The 13389-nt window shown below is 56.3% G+C and carries 10 protein-coding genes and 1 pseudogene; 6 read left to right on the top strand and 5 right to left on the bottom strand.

The window, feature by feature from the left end; all coding sequences use genetic code 11:
• Positions 1-90: 90 nt before the first annotated feature.
• Both V0R37_RS12390 and V0R37_RS12385 read left to right on the top strand, forming a co-directional pair.
• A complete protein-coding gene (locus tag V0R37_RS12390) occupies positions 91-2796 on the top strand; it encodes a heavy metal translocating P-type ATPase (RefSeq protein ID WP_420374819.1) in 2706 nt (901 codons plus the stop codon).
• Between the two features lie 193 nt (positions 2797-2989).
• Positions 2990-3907: a cation diffusion facilitator family transporter gene (locus V0R37_RS12385; RefSeq protein WP_420374818.1), complete on the top strand. Its 918-nt coding sequence runs from the start codon at positions 2990-2992 to the stop codon at positions 3905-3907.
• 158 nt (positions 3908-4065) lie between these two features.
• Here the strand turns inward: V0R37_RS12385 and V0R37_RS12380 are convergent, their stop codons facing one another.
• Positions 4066-4527, bottom strand: a complete 462-nt coding sequence (locus V0R37_RS12380; protein WP_420375025.1) for an SCO family protein — start codon at positions 4525-4527, stop codon at positions 4066-4068.
• Positions 4528-4581: 54 nt separating this feature from the next.
• On the opposite strand from V0R37_RS12380, the pseudogene V0R37_RS12375 reads away from it, so the two are divergent.
• Both V0R37_RS12375 and V0R37_RS12370 read left to right on the top strand, forming a co-directional pair.
• Positions 4582-5666, top strand: a pseudogene (locus V0R37_RS12375) (IS630 family transposase).
• 169 nt (positions 5667-5835) lie between these two features.
• Positions 5836-6333, top strand: a complete 498-nt coding sequence (locus tag V0R37_RS12370; RefSeq protein WP_420374817.1) for a helix-turn-helix domain-containing protein — start codon at positions 5836-5838, stop codon at positions 6331-6333.
• 20 nt (positions 6334-6353) lie between these two features.
• Here V0R37_RS12370 and V0R37_RS12365 read toward each other — a convergent pair whose 3' ends face one another.
• Positions 6354-7127: a sulfite exporter TauE/SafE family protein gene (locus V0R37_RS12365; RefSeq protein ID WP_420374816.1), complete on the bottom strand. Its 774-nt coding sequence runs from the start codon at positions 7125-7127 to the stop codon at positions 6354-6356.
• A 3-nt stretch (positions 7128-7130) separates the two neighbouring features.
• Positions 7131-7847 carry an MBL fold metallo-hydrolase gene (locus V0R37_RS12360; protein ID WP_420374815.1) on the bottom strand — a complete coding sequence of 239 codons (717 nt, stop codon included), beginning with the start codon at positions 7845-7847 and terminating at the stop codon, positions 7131-7133.
• A 146-nt stretch (positions 7848-7993) separates the two neighbouring features.
• Here V0R37_RS12360 and V0R37_RS12355 point away from each other — a divergent pair, with 146 nt between their 5' ends.
• Together V0R37_RS12355 and V0R37_RS12350 are read left to right on the top strand one after the other, a co-directional pair.
• Positions 7994-9256 carry an NAD(P)/FAD-dependent oxidoreductase gene (locus V0R37_RS12355; RefSeq protein ID WP_420374814.1) on the top strand — a complete coding sequence of 421 codons (1263 nt, stop codon included), beginning with the start codon at positions 7994-7996 and terminating at the stop codon, positions 9254-9256.
• 119 nt (positions 9257-9375) lie between these two features.
• The gene (locus V0R37_RS12350; RefSeq protein ID WP_420374813.1) at positions 9376-9987 is read left to right on the top strand and encodes a hypothetical protein; all 612 of its coding nucleotides are present in this window, start codon (positions 9376-9378) and stop codon (positions 9985-9987) included.
• A gap of 185 nt (positions 9988-10172) precedes the next feature.
• Here V0R37_RS12350 and V0R37_RS12345 read toward each other — a convergent pair whose 3' ends face one another.
• Together V0R37_RS12345 and V0R37_RS12340 are read right to left on the bottom strand one after the other, a co-directional pair.
• The gene (locus V0R37_RS12345; RefSeq protein WP_420374812.1) at positions 10173-11690 is read right to left on the bottom strand and encodes a hydantoinase B/oxoprolinase family protein; all 1518 of its coding nucleotides are present in this window, start codon (positions 11688-11690) and stop codon (positions 10173-10175) included.
• Positions 11687-13327 carry a hydantoinase/oxoprolinase family protein gene (locus tag V0R37_RS12340; RefSeq protein ID WP_420374811.1) on the bottom strand — a complete coding sequence of 547 codons (1641 nt, stop codon included), beginning with the start codon at positions 13325-13327 and terminating at the stop codon, positions 11687-11689. The genes V0R37_RS12345 and V0R37_RS12340 overlap by 4 nt, the downstream gene beginning before the upstream one ends.
• Positions 13328-13389 lie beyond the last annotated feature (62 nt).

Genomic DNA, 13389 nt, shown 5'->3' with positions numbered 1-13389 from the left:
ACCACGGAGTGGGATGCAGGTGCGGTCAGAGCGCTTGACTCTGAAGCCACTAGAGGGTCTCTAATGACTCTATTCATTGGAGAAACCCTCATGCAATTTCATATTGAAGACATGACGTGCAGCGGTTGCGCAGGCAAAGTCGTCAAAGCCATCCACGCCATCGACCCGAGCGCGGACGTCGTCACCGATCCACCCACGCGCAGCGTGCAAGTCACCTCGGCAGCAACAAGGGTACAGCTCGAAGCGGCCCTATGCCAGGCAGGTTACCCGCCGCGTGGAAGCGATGTTTTAGCCGCCAAAAGCGTGGCTCCCATTCTCGCCCAGGAAATGCCTCGGAGTGTTTCCATGCAGGTAGAGGGCATGGACTGCGCAAGTTGTGTGGGCAAGATCGAAACGGCTTTGGCACGCTTGCCGGGCGTTTCTGATATCCGCCTGAACTTCGCCACAGAGAAGCTTGAATTGACGGTCGCGCCCGATTCAGCCACTCAGGTCAGCAACATCGAAAAAACCATCAAGAGCCTGGGCTTTGGCGTATCGGCCAACGCAGGCCAAAAAACCACGTCGGAAGTCGATGCCACCCAGGACAGGCCTGAGGGTGTCTCCATGCAAGTGGCAGGCATGGATTGTGCAAGTTGCGTGGGCAAGATCGAAACGGCTCTGACACGTATGGCCGGTGTTTCTGATATCCGGCTGAACTTTGCCACAGAGAAACTTGAACTGACACTGGCACCCGATTCGGCCACTCAGGTTGGCGACATCGAAAAAACCATCAAGAGTCTGGGCTTTGGCGTATCCGCCACCGCAAGCTCAAAAACCATGCATGGCGAAGATGATCACAATCAACCCGCCGCACCCCCAAAACGTTGGTGGCAAACTAAAAAGGGCAAGCAGGTCGTCGGACTCGGTGTTTTAATGGGCGCCGCCTATGCGATAGCCTTGTTTGTTCCCGATTATGGAGCCTGGGTGTTCGCGGTGGCCGTGGTTGCGGGGGTGTTTCCGTTTGCGCGCAAGGCGCTTGCGCTAGCCCAGTCTGGCTCGCCCTTCTCGATCGAAACACTGATGTCCGTGGCTGCGCTTGGCGCCCTCTTCATTGGCGAGGCCGAAGAGGCAGCCGCTGTCGTATTTTTGTTCTCGATCGGTGAACTATTAGAGACCGTAGCCGCTGGCCACGCCCGCGCCGGCATCAGAGCCCTGGCCTCACTGGTTCCAAAGACGGCCGTTTTGCTCGATGCACAGGGTGGCCAGCGCGAGGTCTCCGCAGCCACGCTGCGCGTGCATGACCTTGTGCTCGTGCGGCCGGGTGACCGGGTGTCCGCCGATGGCGTGATTATCCAGGGCATATCCAGCCTTGATGAATCCCCCGTGACCGGCGAATCCATCCCTGTTGCCAAAACGACAGGCGACAGTGTCTTTGCAGGTTCGATTAACGTCGAAGGCGTCCTTCATGTGCGCGTAGAAAAAGCCGCTGCCGACAACACGATCTCACGCATTATTCATATGGTTGAACAGGCGCAGGCATCCAAAGCGCCCACTGCCCGTTTCATTGAACAGTTCAGCCGTTATTACACGCCAGCCGTGATGGCCATTGCCGCGCTGATCATCATCGTCCCGCCGCTGACCATGGGTGCTGATTGGGGAACCTGGCTTTATCGTGGCCTGGCACTATTGCTGATTGCCTGTCCTTGTGCTCTGGTGCTGTCAACACCGGCCGCCATCGCTTCCGGCTTGGCTGTCGGGGCGCGCCGCGGATTGCTCATCAAGGGCGGTAATGCCTTGGAAACGATCGGTCGGGTAAGCACGATTGCTTTCGACAAGACCGGCACCCTGACCGAAGGCAAGCCGCGCGTCACCGACGTCCTTGCCTTTACACCAGGGCGCGAGGACGAGGTGCTGGCGCTGTCCGCAAGCGTGGAGTCCGGCTCCAATCACCCGCTTGCTAAAGCTATTGTGAATCATGCTGAAGCCGCTAACATTCTCATTCCCGCTGCCTCGGATGCTTCTGCTACCGCAGGTAAAGCCGTACATGGGACTGTAGCTGGACGCACTCTGGCCATCGGATCGCCTGTGCACGCTGCCCAGGTGGCGACACTTTCGCCCAAACAGCACACCCAGATCGAAGCGCTGCAAAACGACGGCAAGACCGTTTCAGTTCTTTTCGACGAACAAACCCGTGAGTCGCTTGGGCTGGTGGCGCTACGAGACGAATCAAGGGACGACGCACAAGAAGGCGTGGCCCAGCTCAAGGCAATGGGCGTGCGCTCGGTCATGCTCACCGGCGACAACCGCCGTACCGCCCAGGCCATTGCAGGCCACCTGGGCATGGACTGGGAGGCCGAACTCCTGCCCGAGGACAAGCTGCGCCTGATCAATGAGATGAAGCACAACGCCAAGGTCGCCATGGTGGGCGATGGCATCAACGACGCACCGGCATTGGCAACGGCGGATGTCGGCATCGCCATGGGCGGTGGCACCGATGTGGCAATCGAAACGGCCGATGCCGCGCTGCTGAAAAGTCGCGTCACGGACGTGGCCCACTTGGTTGCCCTCTCGCGCGCGACCATGGCGAACATTCATCAGAACGTGATTTTCGCGCTCGGTCTGAAGGGCGTGTTCCTGATCACGACCGTGCTGGGCTTCACTGGCTTGTGGGTTGCAGTGTTGGCCGACACAGGCGCGACGGCGATTGTCACGCTCAATGCATTGCGTCTGCTGCGCTTCAAAGGGGCAAAAGCGGCGGATAATGTCCACGAAAAAGCCAAGGGGATTCGCCCGCTGGCTCCGATGCAGAGCCGTTAACTCATTCACTGAAGAGAGTCGCTGGCAAGAAACGCGACCAGCGGCTCCAAGAAAACGTCCGCACCTCCCCTTGGATCAGTAGTATTACACCGGTATTGACGAGTAGACTACAAATGGCTACTGAAACGGCGGCGCTGCGCTCGACATCTACATTGGCTATGGAACTGAAGTGCCGACTTTGACAGGACATTAGATGGGTTCAGGTCACATTCACGCATCTCCCAGCAGCGACAATGAGAAGTATCTCTGGACGGCGCTCGCACTGACATCCACCTTTATGGTGGCCGAAGTCATCGGCGGCTTCATGACGGGCAGCCTGGCGCTGCTCTCCGATGCAGCCCATATGATGACTGATGCGAGCGCATTAGGGATCTCATTGGCGGCGATTCGAGTCGCTAAGCGGCCAGCCGACGCCCGAAGAACATTTGGATATCACCGCTTTGAGATCCTCGCGGCGGCTTTCAATGCAATGCTGCTCTTCCTTGTTGCTATGTACATTCTGTACGAGGCGTACCAGCGCCTGCAGGTTCCCCAAAACATACAATCAACCGGGATGCTAGTCATCGCAACCATCGGTCTAATCATCAATTTGATTAGTATGCGATTGCTTAGCCGAGGCGCGGGCACCAGCTTGAATGTCAAGGGCGCTTATCTTGAAGTCTGGAGCGACATGCTCGGCTCCATTGGGGTTATAGTCGGCGCGATTATGATTCGAGTTACTGGCTGGGTATGGCTCGATTCCGCCATCGCGGTATTGATCGGCCTATGGGTTTTGCCGCGGACGTGGATACTTCTAAGAGAAAGCATCAATATTCTTCTCGAAGGCGTACCCGAAGGGATGGATATTGATCAAATACAAAAGACCATGCTGGCTGTTCCAGGCATTCTGAGCTTGCACGACTTTCATTTGTGGGCTCTGACCAGCGGTAAAGCGAGCCTGACAGCACATGTTGTTTATGACCCGAATTTTAGGCCTGAAGAACAATTGATTCCCGCGTTGAAAGACATTCTAGGCCGGCAGTTTTCGGTCTATCACACCACATTCCAATTTGAGACGGTGCCCTGCGCACATACCGACGATGGCTGCAATTACGTTGCCTCGCTCCATTAGACAGTGATCGCAGCAGTTCCAGCAGATCGGACTTCGATAGGCCAGCGTTACGCCTCAAACGGCTTCAAGAAGAATAAGCAAGCTCGAGAAAACGAGCCTTCATACCGATCACGCGGCCAGTCACCGCATGACCTGGACTGGCATAGCAGAGCGGTTTTTCAAGTCTTCAGCAGCTCCCTTATATCTTTTGCGATGGTCTCCGTCGAGTACTGGTCGTTGATATACAACCGTAGACGCCCTTGCGGGTCAAAAGCGTAAATGCCGCCCGAATGGTCCACGGTGTAAGAACCATTCTCGTCGGAGCTTTGCAGAGTCCGGAGTGTCTTGAACTCTTTTGCTGTTGCCTCCGTCTGCTGCCCATCACCCCTTAACCCAAGAAAGCTGGGATGAAACGCCGGAGCATACTTTTTCAGTATCTCTGGCGTATCCCGTTTAGGATCAAGCGTTACCATCAGCACTTGCACACGCTCGGCATCCGAACCGAGTAGTTCCATCACAGAGGCAAGCCTGGCCATCGTTGTGGGGCAAACATCCGGGCAATTGGTATATCCAAAGAAAGGTACGACGGCTTTCCCTTTGAAATCGGCAATAGTCCTAGTGTAATGCTTCGTAAATAACAGAACTTATATTAAGGGCTTCTGTCTTAGAATAAATGGACAGACAGGAGCCCTGAAATGCGTATTGCATCGACCCTCATGCTCACCGCCGACGAACAGAAAACGCTGGAACAACTTTCGCGCTCGAACATAACGAGCGTTCGTCTGGCGCGGCGTGCGCAGATCGTGTTGCTGGCGGCCGCAGGAATGGACAATACGACGATTGCCGAGCGGCTGAATGTCGGACGCATCCAGGTCGGGCGCTGGCGCGAACGTTATGCTCGAGGCGGATTGCCAGCGATTGAACAAGATTTGCCTCGGGGCGGGCGCCACCGCACTGTAGATACGGCCGAGGTCATCCGACTGACCACGCAAACCACACCGCAAGCGGCCACACACTGGAGCACGCGAAGCCTGGCCAAAGAGGTCGGCGTGAGCGACACCACAATCTTACGGATATGGCGCGCTCACGGCCTGAAGCCGCACTGGGTGGAGGCCTTCAAGGTCTCGCGCGATCCGCAATTTGTCGAGAAGCTCGAAGATATTGTGGGGCTCTATCTGTCGCCTCCCGAGCATGCACTGGTGCTGTGCTGCGACGAGGAAAGCCAGGTCCAGGCGCTGGATTGCACGCAACCTGGATTGCCATGAAAAAGGGTCGGGCCGCGACGATGAAGCACGACGACAAACGTCACGGCACCACGATGCTGTTCGCAGCCTTGAGCGCCCTGGACGGACAGGTCATCGCTTGCTGCCAGAAGCGCCATCGCCACATCGAGTGGCTTGACTTTCTCAAGCACATCAACCGCGAAACACCCAAGGACAAGGAGTTGCATCTGATGTGCGACAACTATGCCACTCACAAGCATCCCAAGGTCAAGGAATGGTTGAAAAAGCATACGCGTTTCCATGTCCACTTCACGCCCACATCGGCCTCCTGGCTCAATATGGTGGAGCGCTTCTTTCGCGACATAACCGCTCAGCGTCTGCGTCGCGGCGTCTTTACCAGCGTGCCCGAACTGACCGCTGCCATTGACGAGTATGTCGCCCATCACAATGAAAATCCCAAGCCGTTTATCTGGACCGCCAAGGCCAACGATATCCTTCAGAAGGTCGTTCGTGCCAACCGCCGTTTAAGTTCCAAACAGAATGAAGCACTACACTAGTTGTCGCATTTAAAGAAGCTCAAGCCGCCCGCTTGAGGGTTGATGGTGCAGCGGCCATTTTTGTTGCAGCGTTCTGCGGGTTGAGGTGAACGGCATCTACTCTGGACCAGTTCCTTGCCTTGCCAGCCCACCTGTACGGATGGCGTGTGCGGGCGGCCTCATAGACGGCATGTCGGGCTCGCAACAACACACCGTGATGACCGTCATGGCGTTGGGCTGGCGCGTCGAAGCGTATCGCACCTGGGCAAACATCGAGCGCCTCTTGAATGCGCGCGCCGGTGTTGTAAAGAAAGGACAGCAGCGCGTGATCACGCTGCCCCTCAACACAAGTGCGGTCTGGTTGGGCGAGGATTGCTTCGATCTCATTCGATTCGAGATAGCATGGTGCGGGTATTGGGGCCTTCTTGGTCGGAATGCGCAGCACAGCGGCACACTGCGCGGCGGCCGACGGCTCTCGTTCAGCCACGAAGGAGAAGACCGATGGCGTCGCCGCCTCAGGTTATTTCGGGCTGTCGAACTGCTTGAAAGCGGCATGGCCATCACCGGGGTGGCAATGGAGCTTGGATATGGCTCCACGTCAGCGTTCACATATGCATTTAGGATAGAGATAAAGCATAGTCCGACGGCTTATGTTCGCGCGGGTGATGCTTACTTTGAACCGGATTGATTGCGGTAGACGATGCAATTTCACAGACGCACCGTCTTGACCAGCATGTAAATCCCGATAGTGATCAATAGAGCCGAAAAAATCCAGTTAAGCACACCGTTCTTCACTGACAGCTGCTGTGCCAGCATGGCGCCAAGCCAGCCTCCCACAATGCCGCCGAATAGAAACTCGCCAGCCAACGTCCAGTCAATGAGGTCTGAACGCGCGTAGTTGAACGCGGTGGCCAGTCCGAAACCGCCGACGCCTAGTAGTGAAGTGCCGATCGCGTCGATAATCTTCACTCGCGCTGCCAGCATTAGTCCTGGTACGACCAGGAATCCGCCGCCAACTCCGAAAAAGCCAGCCATCGCGCCAGCGCCAAGCCCCACGCAACTCAGGCGCCCATTGATGTATTTGATTGCCTGATCATTGGGCTCGCACTCTTCCGAAGCCTTGCACCTACGGAGCATTAACAACGCCACGACTATCACCAACACCGCAAATAGCGCCTGCAGTGCCTGCCCGTTAACACCTTTGCCGACTTCGGAGCCTACAAAAGCGCCGGTGATGCCGGCTACGGTAAAAATGATCCCGGCACGCCAGCGCACATGTCCTGCGCGAGCATGTGGAATCAGATTGATGTAGGCGTTGAGCGACACCGCCAATGCGCTGGTACCGATAGCAAGATGTATGTCATGCAGGCCGACGACATACAGCAACAGTGGAATCGCGAGTGTAGAGCCGCCACCGCCTGTGAGCGCCAACGAAAATCCCACCAGACCACCACATAGCACTGCCAGCAGATGGGTGATCATTGGTCAGCCTTGCTTATTATTCGTCGCATCCAGCCCGCAGGCAAGGTTGGCCGGGACGGCTACATCCATCATCTTGGGACTCGGCAGATTAAGGTTATTCATGATCTCTATGTATTGCTCACGAGTCTTTCCGGCGAGGCGAGGACTGAAGCGGCGTTCCTCGCCGATGCTTGATGCGGTCCAGCCCTTGTAATCATGTGCGGGATACAAAATTGTGTCGTCAGGCAGGGCAAATAGGGTCTGAGTAATGGAGTCCCAAGACTTGCCAGGATCTCCGTTCTGGAAATCTGTGCGACCACTACCGCGAATCAACAGCACGTCGCCACTGAATACTGCCTTAGGTGCATCGGGCTTGAGCAGGAAACTGAACGACTCGTTGGTGTGCCCCGGCGTGTACAAGGCCTGCAGCTTGATGCCGTCTGTGTCAAGGATTTCACCGTCACTTACACGGTACGAGACACAATCTGCTTGGGTGTATTCACCCATAATGGTCATGCAACCGATTTGTTCATGCAGGTCGCCAAGCGCCGTGATGTGGTCTGCGTGCGTGTGGGTATCAATCGCTTTCACAAGGCGCAATCGCAGTTGTTCTATGGCTATCAGATATTGCGCAGCCTGCTCTTTAACAGGGTCAATGAGCACAGCCTCGCGGCCCGGTCCACTGGCAATAAGATAGGTATAAGTGCTTGAAACGTTGTCGTAAAATTGGCGAAACAGCATATTACACTTTAAAAAATGGACCTTTGACAGCTCACTATTTCTATAGACTTTGTAGTTATAAGCTTATAATAAAACTTGCTAAGGAAAGTTGCAAGTGATAAATTCTATGTATGTAACGCATACAGAGCATACGGAGGACGGAGCATATGAAGGAAAGCACAGAGTCAAACGCAGGTCGTCGAAAACATCAGATCGTGATCGTAGGCGGTGGCGCAGGCGGGTTGTCGGTAGCAAGCGCTGCGCTCAAACAACGGCCTGATCTTGACATTGCAATTGTCGAACCCAGTGAATCGCACTATTACCAGCCAGCGTGGACGCTGGTTGGCGGTGGTGCCTACGACGTCCAGGCAACGCGTCGAGCCGAGGCTGATTGCATACCTCAACAAGCTCATTGGATAAAACAGCGAGTAGCCACGTTTCAACCCAATCAGAACCAGGTGACTCTGGATGACGACAGTGTGGTTGGTTACGAATATCTGGTCATAGCCGCCGGAATTCAGCTCGATTGGAACAAAATCGAAGGGCTGGAAGAAACGCTTGGCAAGAACGGTGTTACCAGCAACTACAGCTTTGAACTGGCACCCTACACCTGGGAGTGCATTCGCAAATTTCGAGGTGGTAAGGCGCTGTTTACGTATCCGGCTACACCGATCAAGTGCGCAGGTGCGCCGCAGAAAATCCTCTATCTGGCAGCTGATCACTTCCGCCGTAACGGTATCAGCGCCGATATGCATTATTGCACCGCCGGCAATGTCATGTTTGGCGTCCCGTTCTATTCCCAAGCGCTGGATCAGGTAATGGCGCATTACGGCGCAACGCCAGAGTACAAGCACAATCTGATTGCTGTTGATGGCCCGAATAAAAAAGCAACCTTCGAAGTGGGCGATAACAAAGAGAAGTCCACTATAGCCTTTGATATGCTTCACGTCGTACCGCCACAGTCAGCGCCAGACTTCATCAAGTCCAGTCCGCTTGCCAACGCGGCGGGATGGGTCGCAGTAAACCCCGGCACGCTACGTCACGACACTTACGGCAATGTCTTCGGCCTGGGTGATTGCACGTCAACTCCCAACAGCAAAACCGCAGCAGCGGTGCGTGCTCAGTCGCGGATCGCGGTGTCCAACCTGCTTGCCGTCATCGATGGTAATGAGCTCACACAGGTTTACGATGGCTACGCATCCTGCCCGCTCACGACATCAAAAGGCAAGATGCTGCTGGCTGAGTTCAGCTACGACGGCAAAATAACGCCAAGCTTCCCGTCGGACCCGCGTGTTCCGCGACGCAGTTATTGGTGGATGAAAACGACCCTCCTGCCCAAAATGTATTGGGATATGGTTCAGGGCCGTCCTGGTCCAGATTGGCATACCGAGCGTGAGTTCCCTGTAGAGCTGCCGGCAATTCAACCTTGATACCTCATAGGGTCGTGGCATGAGACATGCCTGCGTGTGGATCTGGCGGCGTTTAACCGCCAAGTCCACGCGCCTGCACATACTGCGTACCCGAGCATAATGAGCAGCGGAGATTTACTATGGCTACACCTTCTGTTAACCCCACTCGCCCCAGCGCCAGTGATGAGCTGAACAGCTTGCTCCAGACCTTGCACGAACAGGGCCTGCTGCGACTAGCCAACGATTTGGCTGCGTCATACTCACAATGGGTGCCTACGCTGTGCGAGATCATCGACGAGTCTCCTGATGTCGAACGCTTGCGTCATGCCATACCAGCACTTATAGAGACTGCCGGTTTGCTCCAATCCCTGCATCAGCAGGGGTTATTGCGCTTTGCCAATGATGTGGTGGCTTCTCAGGATCAGTGGATGCCTGTACTAAGCGAAATACTTGACGATTATCGGAATGACGAAAGCATTCGCAAAGCGTTGCAGAACATGCTGGTTATCTGCACAACTATGCTTTCGCGTATCGAACCTGACCAACTCAGCAAGTTGCTGCTCGCGCTGAGCGACAGCCTAGAACATATAGCCAAGCGTAAACCAAATGGAAACGAAGCTGCTGCACCGGGCCTGGTAGGCCTCTATCGTATGACAAAGGACGAGTCTCTGTGGCGCGGCTTAGCGCCAGTCATCGAAATGCTGAAAGTGTTTTCAACAAAATTGGATGCGGCAACTGATCGGGCTGTTTAAACTCCCGTCAGTTTTGCCTTGGGTTCCGGCCGGCACTGCAGAAGGGTTTCGTGCTCATTATCTGGCCGTCTTTTCGGAACTCATACATATCCTGCTTGTCAGGGCATGTACGTCAATTTATGAATAAATCTTTGTTTGAGATGGGATCAGATTCTAATATGTAACTGGCCCGGAATTTCATTGGCCTAAGGCCAAGCCAGTACATTCACCGCGATACCGTTGATCAGGACTTCGCCCGGCGCTCCCGCCTGGCCGTCACCTAAGCCGGGTGCCGGCTCCCGGGTGCGCTCGCTCAGGAAGACCACCGACAGTGGCTTGTCGTGGCGACTGACTACGCAGACCTCCTCACCGAGGCCGCCACGCCATTCGCCGCGCCCGCCTGAGTCCGTCCTGAGTCGCTTGTAGCGGAAGAAGAGCGGCGAGTCGCGCTCGGCTACTTCGATGGGTGTGGGCGAAATATTGCTGGGCCACGACATCACGGATGCACCGTCCTTGCCCATCGTGGCCCCCATGCCGCCATTGAAGAACAGTACAGTCGCCATGGGCCGTCCATCGGCCCGCGTGCCGTTGATGTTGGCACTCCAGAGCGGGGACCCCGCAGCAGCCATGACGCGGTCCGGCAAAACCTGATGCATGGCGCCGAAAATGAGGACTGACAGATAATGGCCGGTCGAAGCCCGGCCGCCGACGGCCGCTGGATAGCTAGGGTTCAGAAGAGAGCCTTCAGGCGCCTCTATTCGTATGGGACGCAGCATGCCGTCACTGTTCGGAATATCCGGAACGAGTAGACACTTGATGGCGTAGACCGTCATGGCAATGGTGTAACCCAACGGACAATTGATCGCCCGTGGCTGCTGTGAGGATGAGCCTGAGAAGTCGCAAGTAATTTCGTCGCCCTTGATATCCACAGTGACGGTCAGACGCAGCCGTTCTTCGAACCCGTCGGTCAGCATCTCGTAGCTGGATTTTCCATCGGGCAATTGCGCAATGGCGCGTCGCAAAGCCGTTTCCCCACGTTCGAACAGCGCATCGGCCAACTCATCCACGCCGGTGAGCTCGTATTCGGTCAACACTTCACAAAGCCGGCGGGACACAAGTTCGTTGGCGCTGACTTGAGACCAGATATCGCCGGCCGTTTGTTCCGGCGTGCGCACATTGGTCCGTATCATGTCCAGAATAGCGTCGTTAGGGACGCCTTCCTCCAAAAGGCGAATGATGGGTAGCTGCAGGCCCTCCTCGAATAGTTCCCGGGCATTAAAACGAAAGCGGCCGCCGATGTCGGGAACATGGCCTGCCGTGGCGGAAAACGCCACAACTTTTCCTAGGTGAAAGATGGGCTTGACCAGGCACACATCATTCAAATGTCCGGTACCAATCCAGGGGTCGTTGGTGATGAACACGTCTCCGGGGTGCAGCTGTCCGGGGGGATACTTCGCAATCACGGCCTGGACGGTTCGTGGAAGGGTGCCGATGAACGCCGGGATGCTGCCGGAATTCTCGGTCAGGCAGCGGCCCTTTGAGTCGGTCACGACAACCGTAAAGTCGTTTGCTTCGGTTGAAAGGGTCGAAAACGATGTACGAACGATCAGCTTTGCTGCTTCGTCAGCGACTGAACGCACGCGCGCCCAGAACACCTCGAGAAATATTGCGTCTTTTCGTTTGCTTATCGTCTTGGGGCAGTCTACGGTCTCCATGATTCTCAATCCTCAATTGTGATGGAAATGTTGCCGCTTGGAAGCTGCTCCAAGATACCTTTGGGGCCAACCACCAACGTCGAGCTGGCGTCTTCCACCAGTACGGGGCCCGGGGCCCGGAAGCCGAGGACGAGGGTGTCGCGTTCATAGATCGGTGTGCGGACGAAGTCGTCCACCTCCTTGAAATACACATCCCGCCAAGTCTTCGGTTCGGGCGTAGCACCGGTGGCCAAGGGCTTCGGCACAAACTCCGTCCTGGGCGGCGCTTCGGCAGCGACCCGCAAGTTGACGAGTTCCACAGGAACATTGGGCGGTGTGCGACCAAACTTTTGCTCGTAGGCGAGCTTGAATGCAGAGAGCAGGCTGGCCCGAATTTCGGCTTCTATCTTCTGGCCGCCGTGATAAGGCCCCGGCGGCAAGCTGACAGAAAGGTTGAACGCCTGACCGATGAAGCGGCCGTCCGCGTGTCGCGCCACCGTGATGGGCCCAAATCCGTCGGCCAGCAGGTCGAGCGGTCCTCGTGCGTTGCTCTCGAGTGCGGCGAATTCTTGCTCCAGGTCTACTAGCGAGCCGGTTTCAGGTCGGAAGTTGACGCGGGAGCGATCGGTACGGGCCGGGGCGATCAACAATCCATAGGCCGACGCAACGCCCGCCGCGGGAGGGCAGATGATCGAACGAACACCGATTTTTTGGGCCACATAATAGGAGTGCAAAGGGCCGCCTCCTCCGGTGCAAAGCAGAACGAAGTCGCTTGCGTCTCGCCCACATTCAGCCAGATGGACGCGCGCCGCGCCGGCCATGTTCTCGGCCACAATGTCATGGATCCCCCATGCTACTTCGATGGCATCGCGATCCATTTGTTTGGCGACGGTGTGAACGGCATCGTGTGCCTTGTCCTTGTCGATGTTGAAAGCGCCCCCTGCGAAATACTCCGCATTGAGATAGCCCAGCAACAGATTGGCGTCGGTGACCGTCGGATCGACCCCGCCCAGCGCATAGCAGGCCGGCCCTGGCTCTGAACCTGCACTCCTGGGCCCTACCTTCAACAGCTCAAGCTCATCCTGGTAAGCGATGCTGCTACCGCCGGCGCCGATCTCGAGGAGATGCACGGTTGTAATTCCTATGGGCAGCCCGCTGCCTTCGGCAAAGCGCTTCCGGCGCGCAGCCTCAAAACTGTAGGCAATCGATGGCACACCATTCTCCACCAGCGTAAGCTTGGCGGTGGTGCCGCCCATATCGAAGGCAAGCAGGTTCGGCTGGTCATCGATCATCCCGTAGTGGGCGGCGGCGATCGCCCCGCCGGCGGGCCCCGATTCGAGCAGTTCAATCGGGTTCTGACGGGCTTCTTGCAGGTCGCCAAGGCCACCATTGGAGAGCATCATCAGCACGCCGCCTTGTAGGCCCAGCGTGGTCAGCCTTTGTTCGAGCGCGCCCAGGTAGCGGTCTGCCAAAGGCTTGATATAGGCGTTGGCCGCCGTCGTGGAACTGCGTTCGAATTCTCGTATCACTGGTGCGACGTCTGAGGAAAGAGTCAGATTGATGTCGGGAATTTCTTCGAGTATCCAGTCCCTTACCTGGCGCTCATGGCGCGGCGAGGCGTAGGCGTGTAGCAGGCACACAGCGACCGAATCGGCGTCGTCATCCACTAGTGTAGTGTTACATGATTAATAGAACTTATAAACAGGTGCTGCTGTCTTAGAATAAACAG

Origin of the sequence: Pollutimonas rozaliensis, assembly GCF_048751585.1 — a bacterium.
In the GTDB taxonomy this organism is placed as follows: Bacteria; Pseudomonadota; Gammaproteobacteria; order Burkholderiales; family Burkholderiaceae_B.
This window is presented reverse-complemented; position numbering and strand designations above follow the sequence as displayed.

Coding starts and splice junctions, on each gene's coding strand:
- V0R37_RS12355 (WP_420374814.1), top strand. CDS start 7,994: ATGAAGGAAAGCACAGAGTCAAACGCAGGTCGTCGAAAACATCAGATC.
- V0R37_RS12350 (WP_420374813.1), top strand. CDS start 9,376: ATGGCTACACCTTCTGTTAACCCCACTCGCCCCAGCGCCAGTGATGAG.
- V0R37_RS12370 (WP_420374817.1), top strand. CDS start 5,836: ATGTCGGGCTCGCAACAACACACCGTGATGACCGTCATGGCGTTGGGC.
- V0R37_RS12385 (WP_420374818.1), top strand. CDS start 2,990: ATGGGTTCAGGTCACATTCACGCATCTCCCAGCAGCGACAATGAGAAG.
- V0R37_RS12360 (WP_420374815.1), bottom strand. CDS start 7,847: ATGCTGTTTCGCCAATTTTACGACAACGTTTCAAGCACTTATACCTAT.
- V0R37_RS12365 (WP_420374816.1), bottom strand. CDS start 7,127: ATGATCACCCATCTGCTGGCAGTGCTATGTGGTGGTCTGGTGGGATTT.
- V0R37_RS12390 (WP_420374819.1), top strand. CDS start 91: ATGCAATTTCATATTGAAGACATGACGTGCAGCGGTTGCGCAGGCAAA.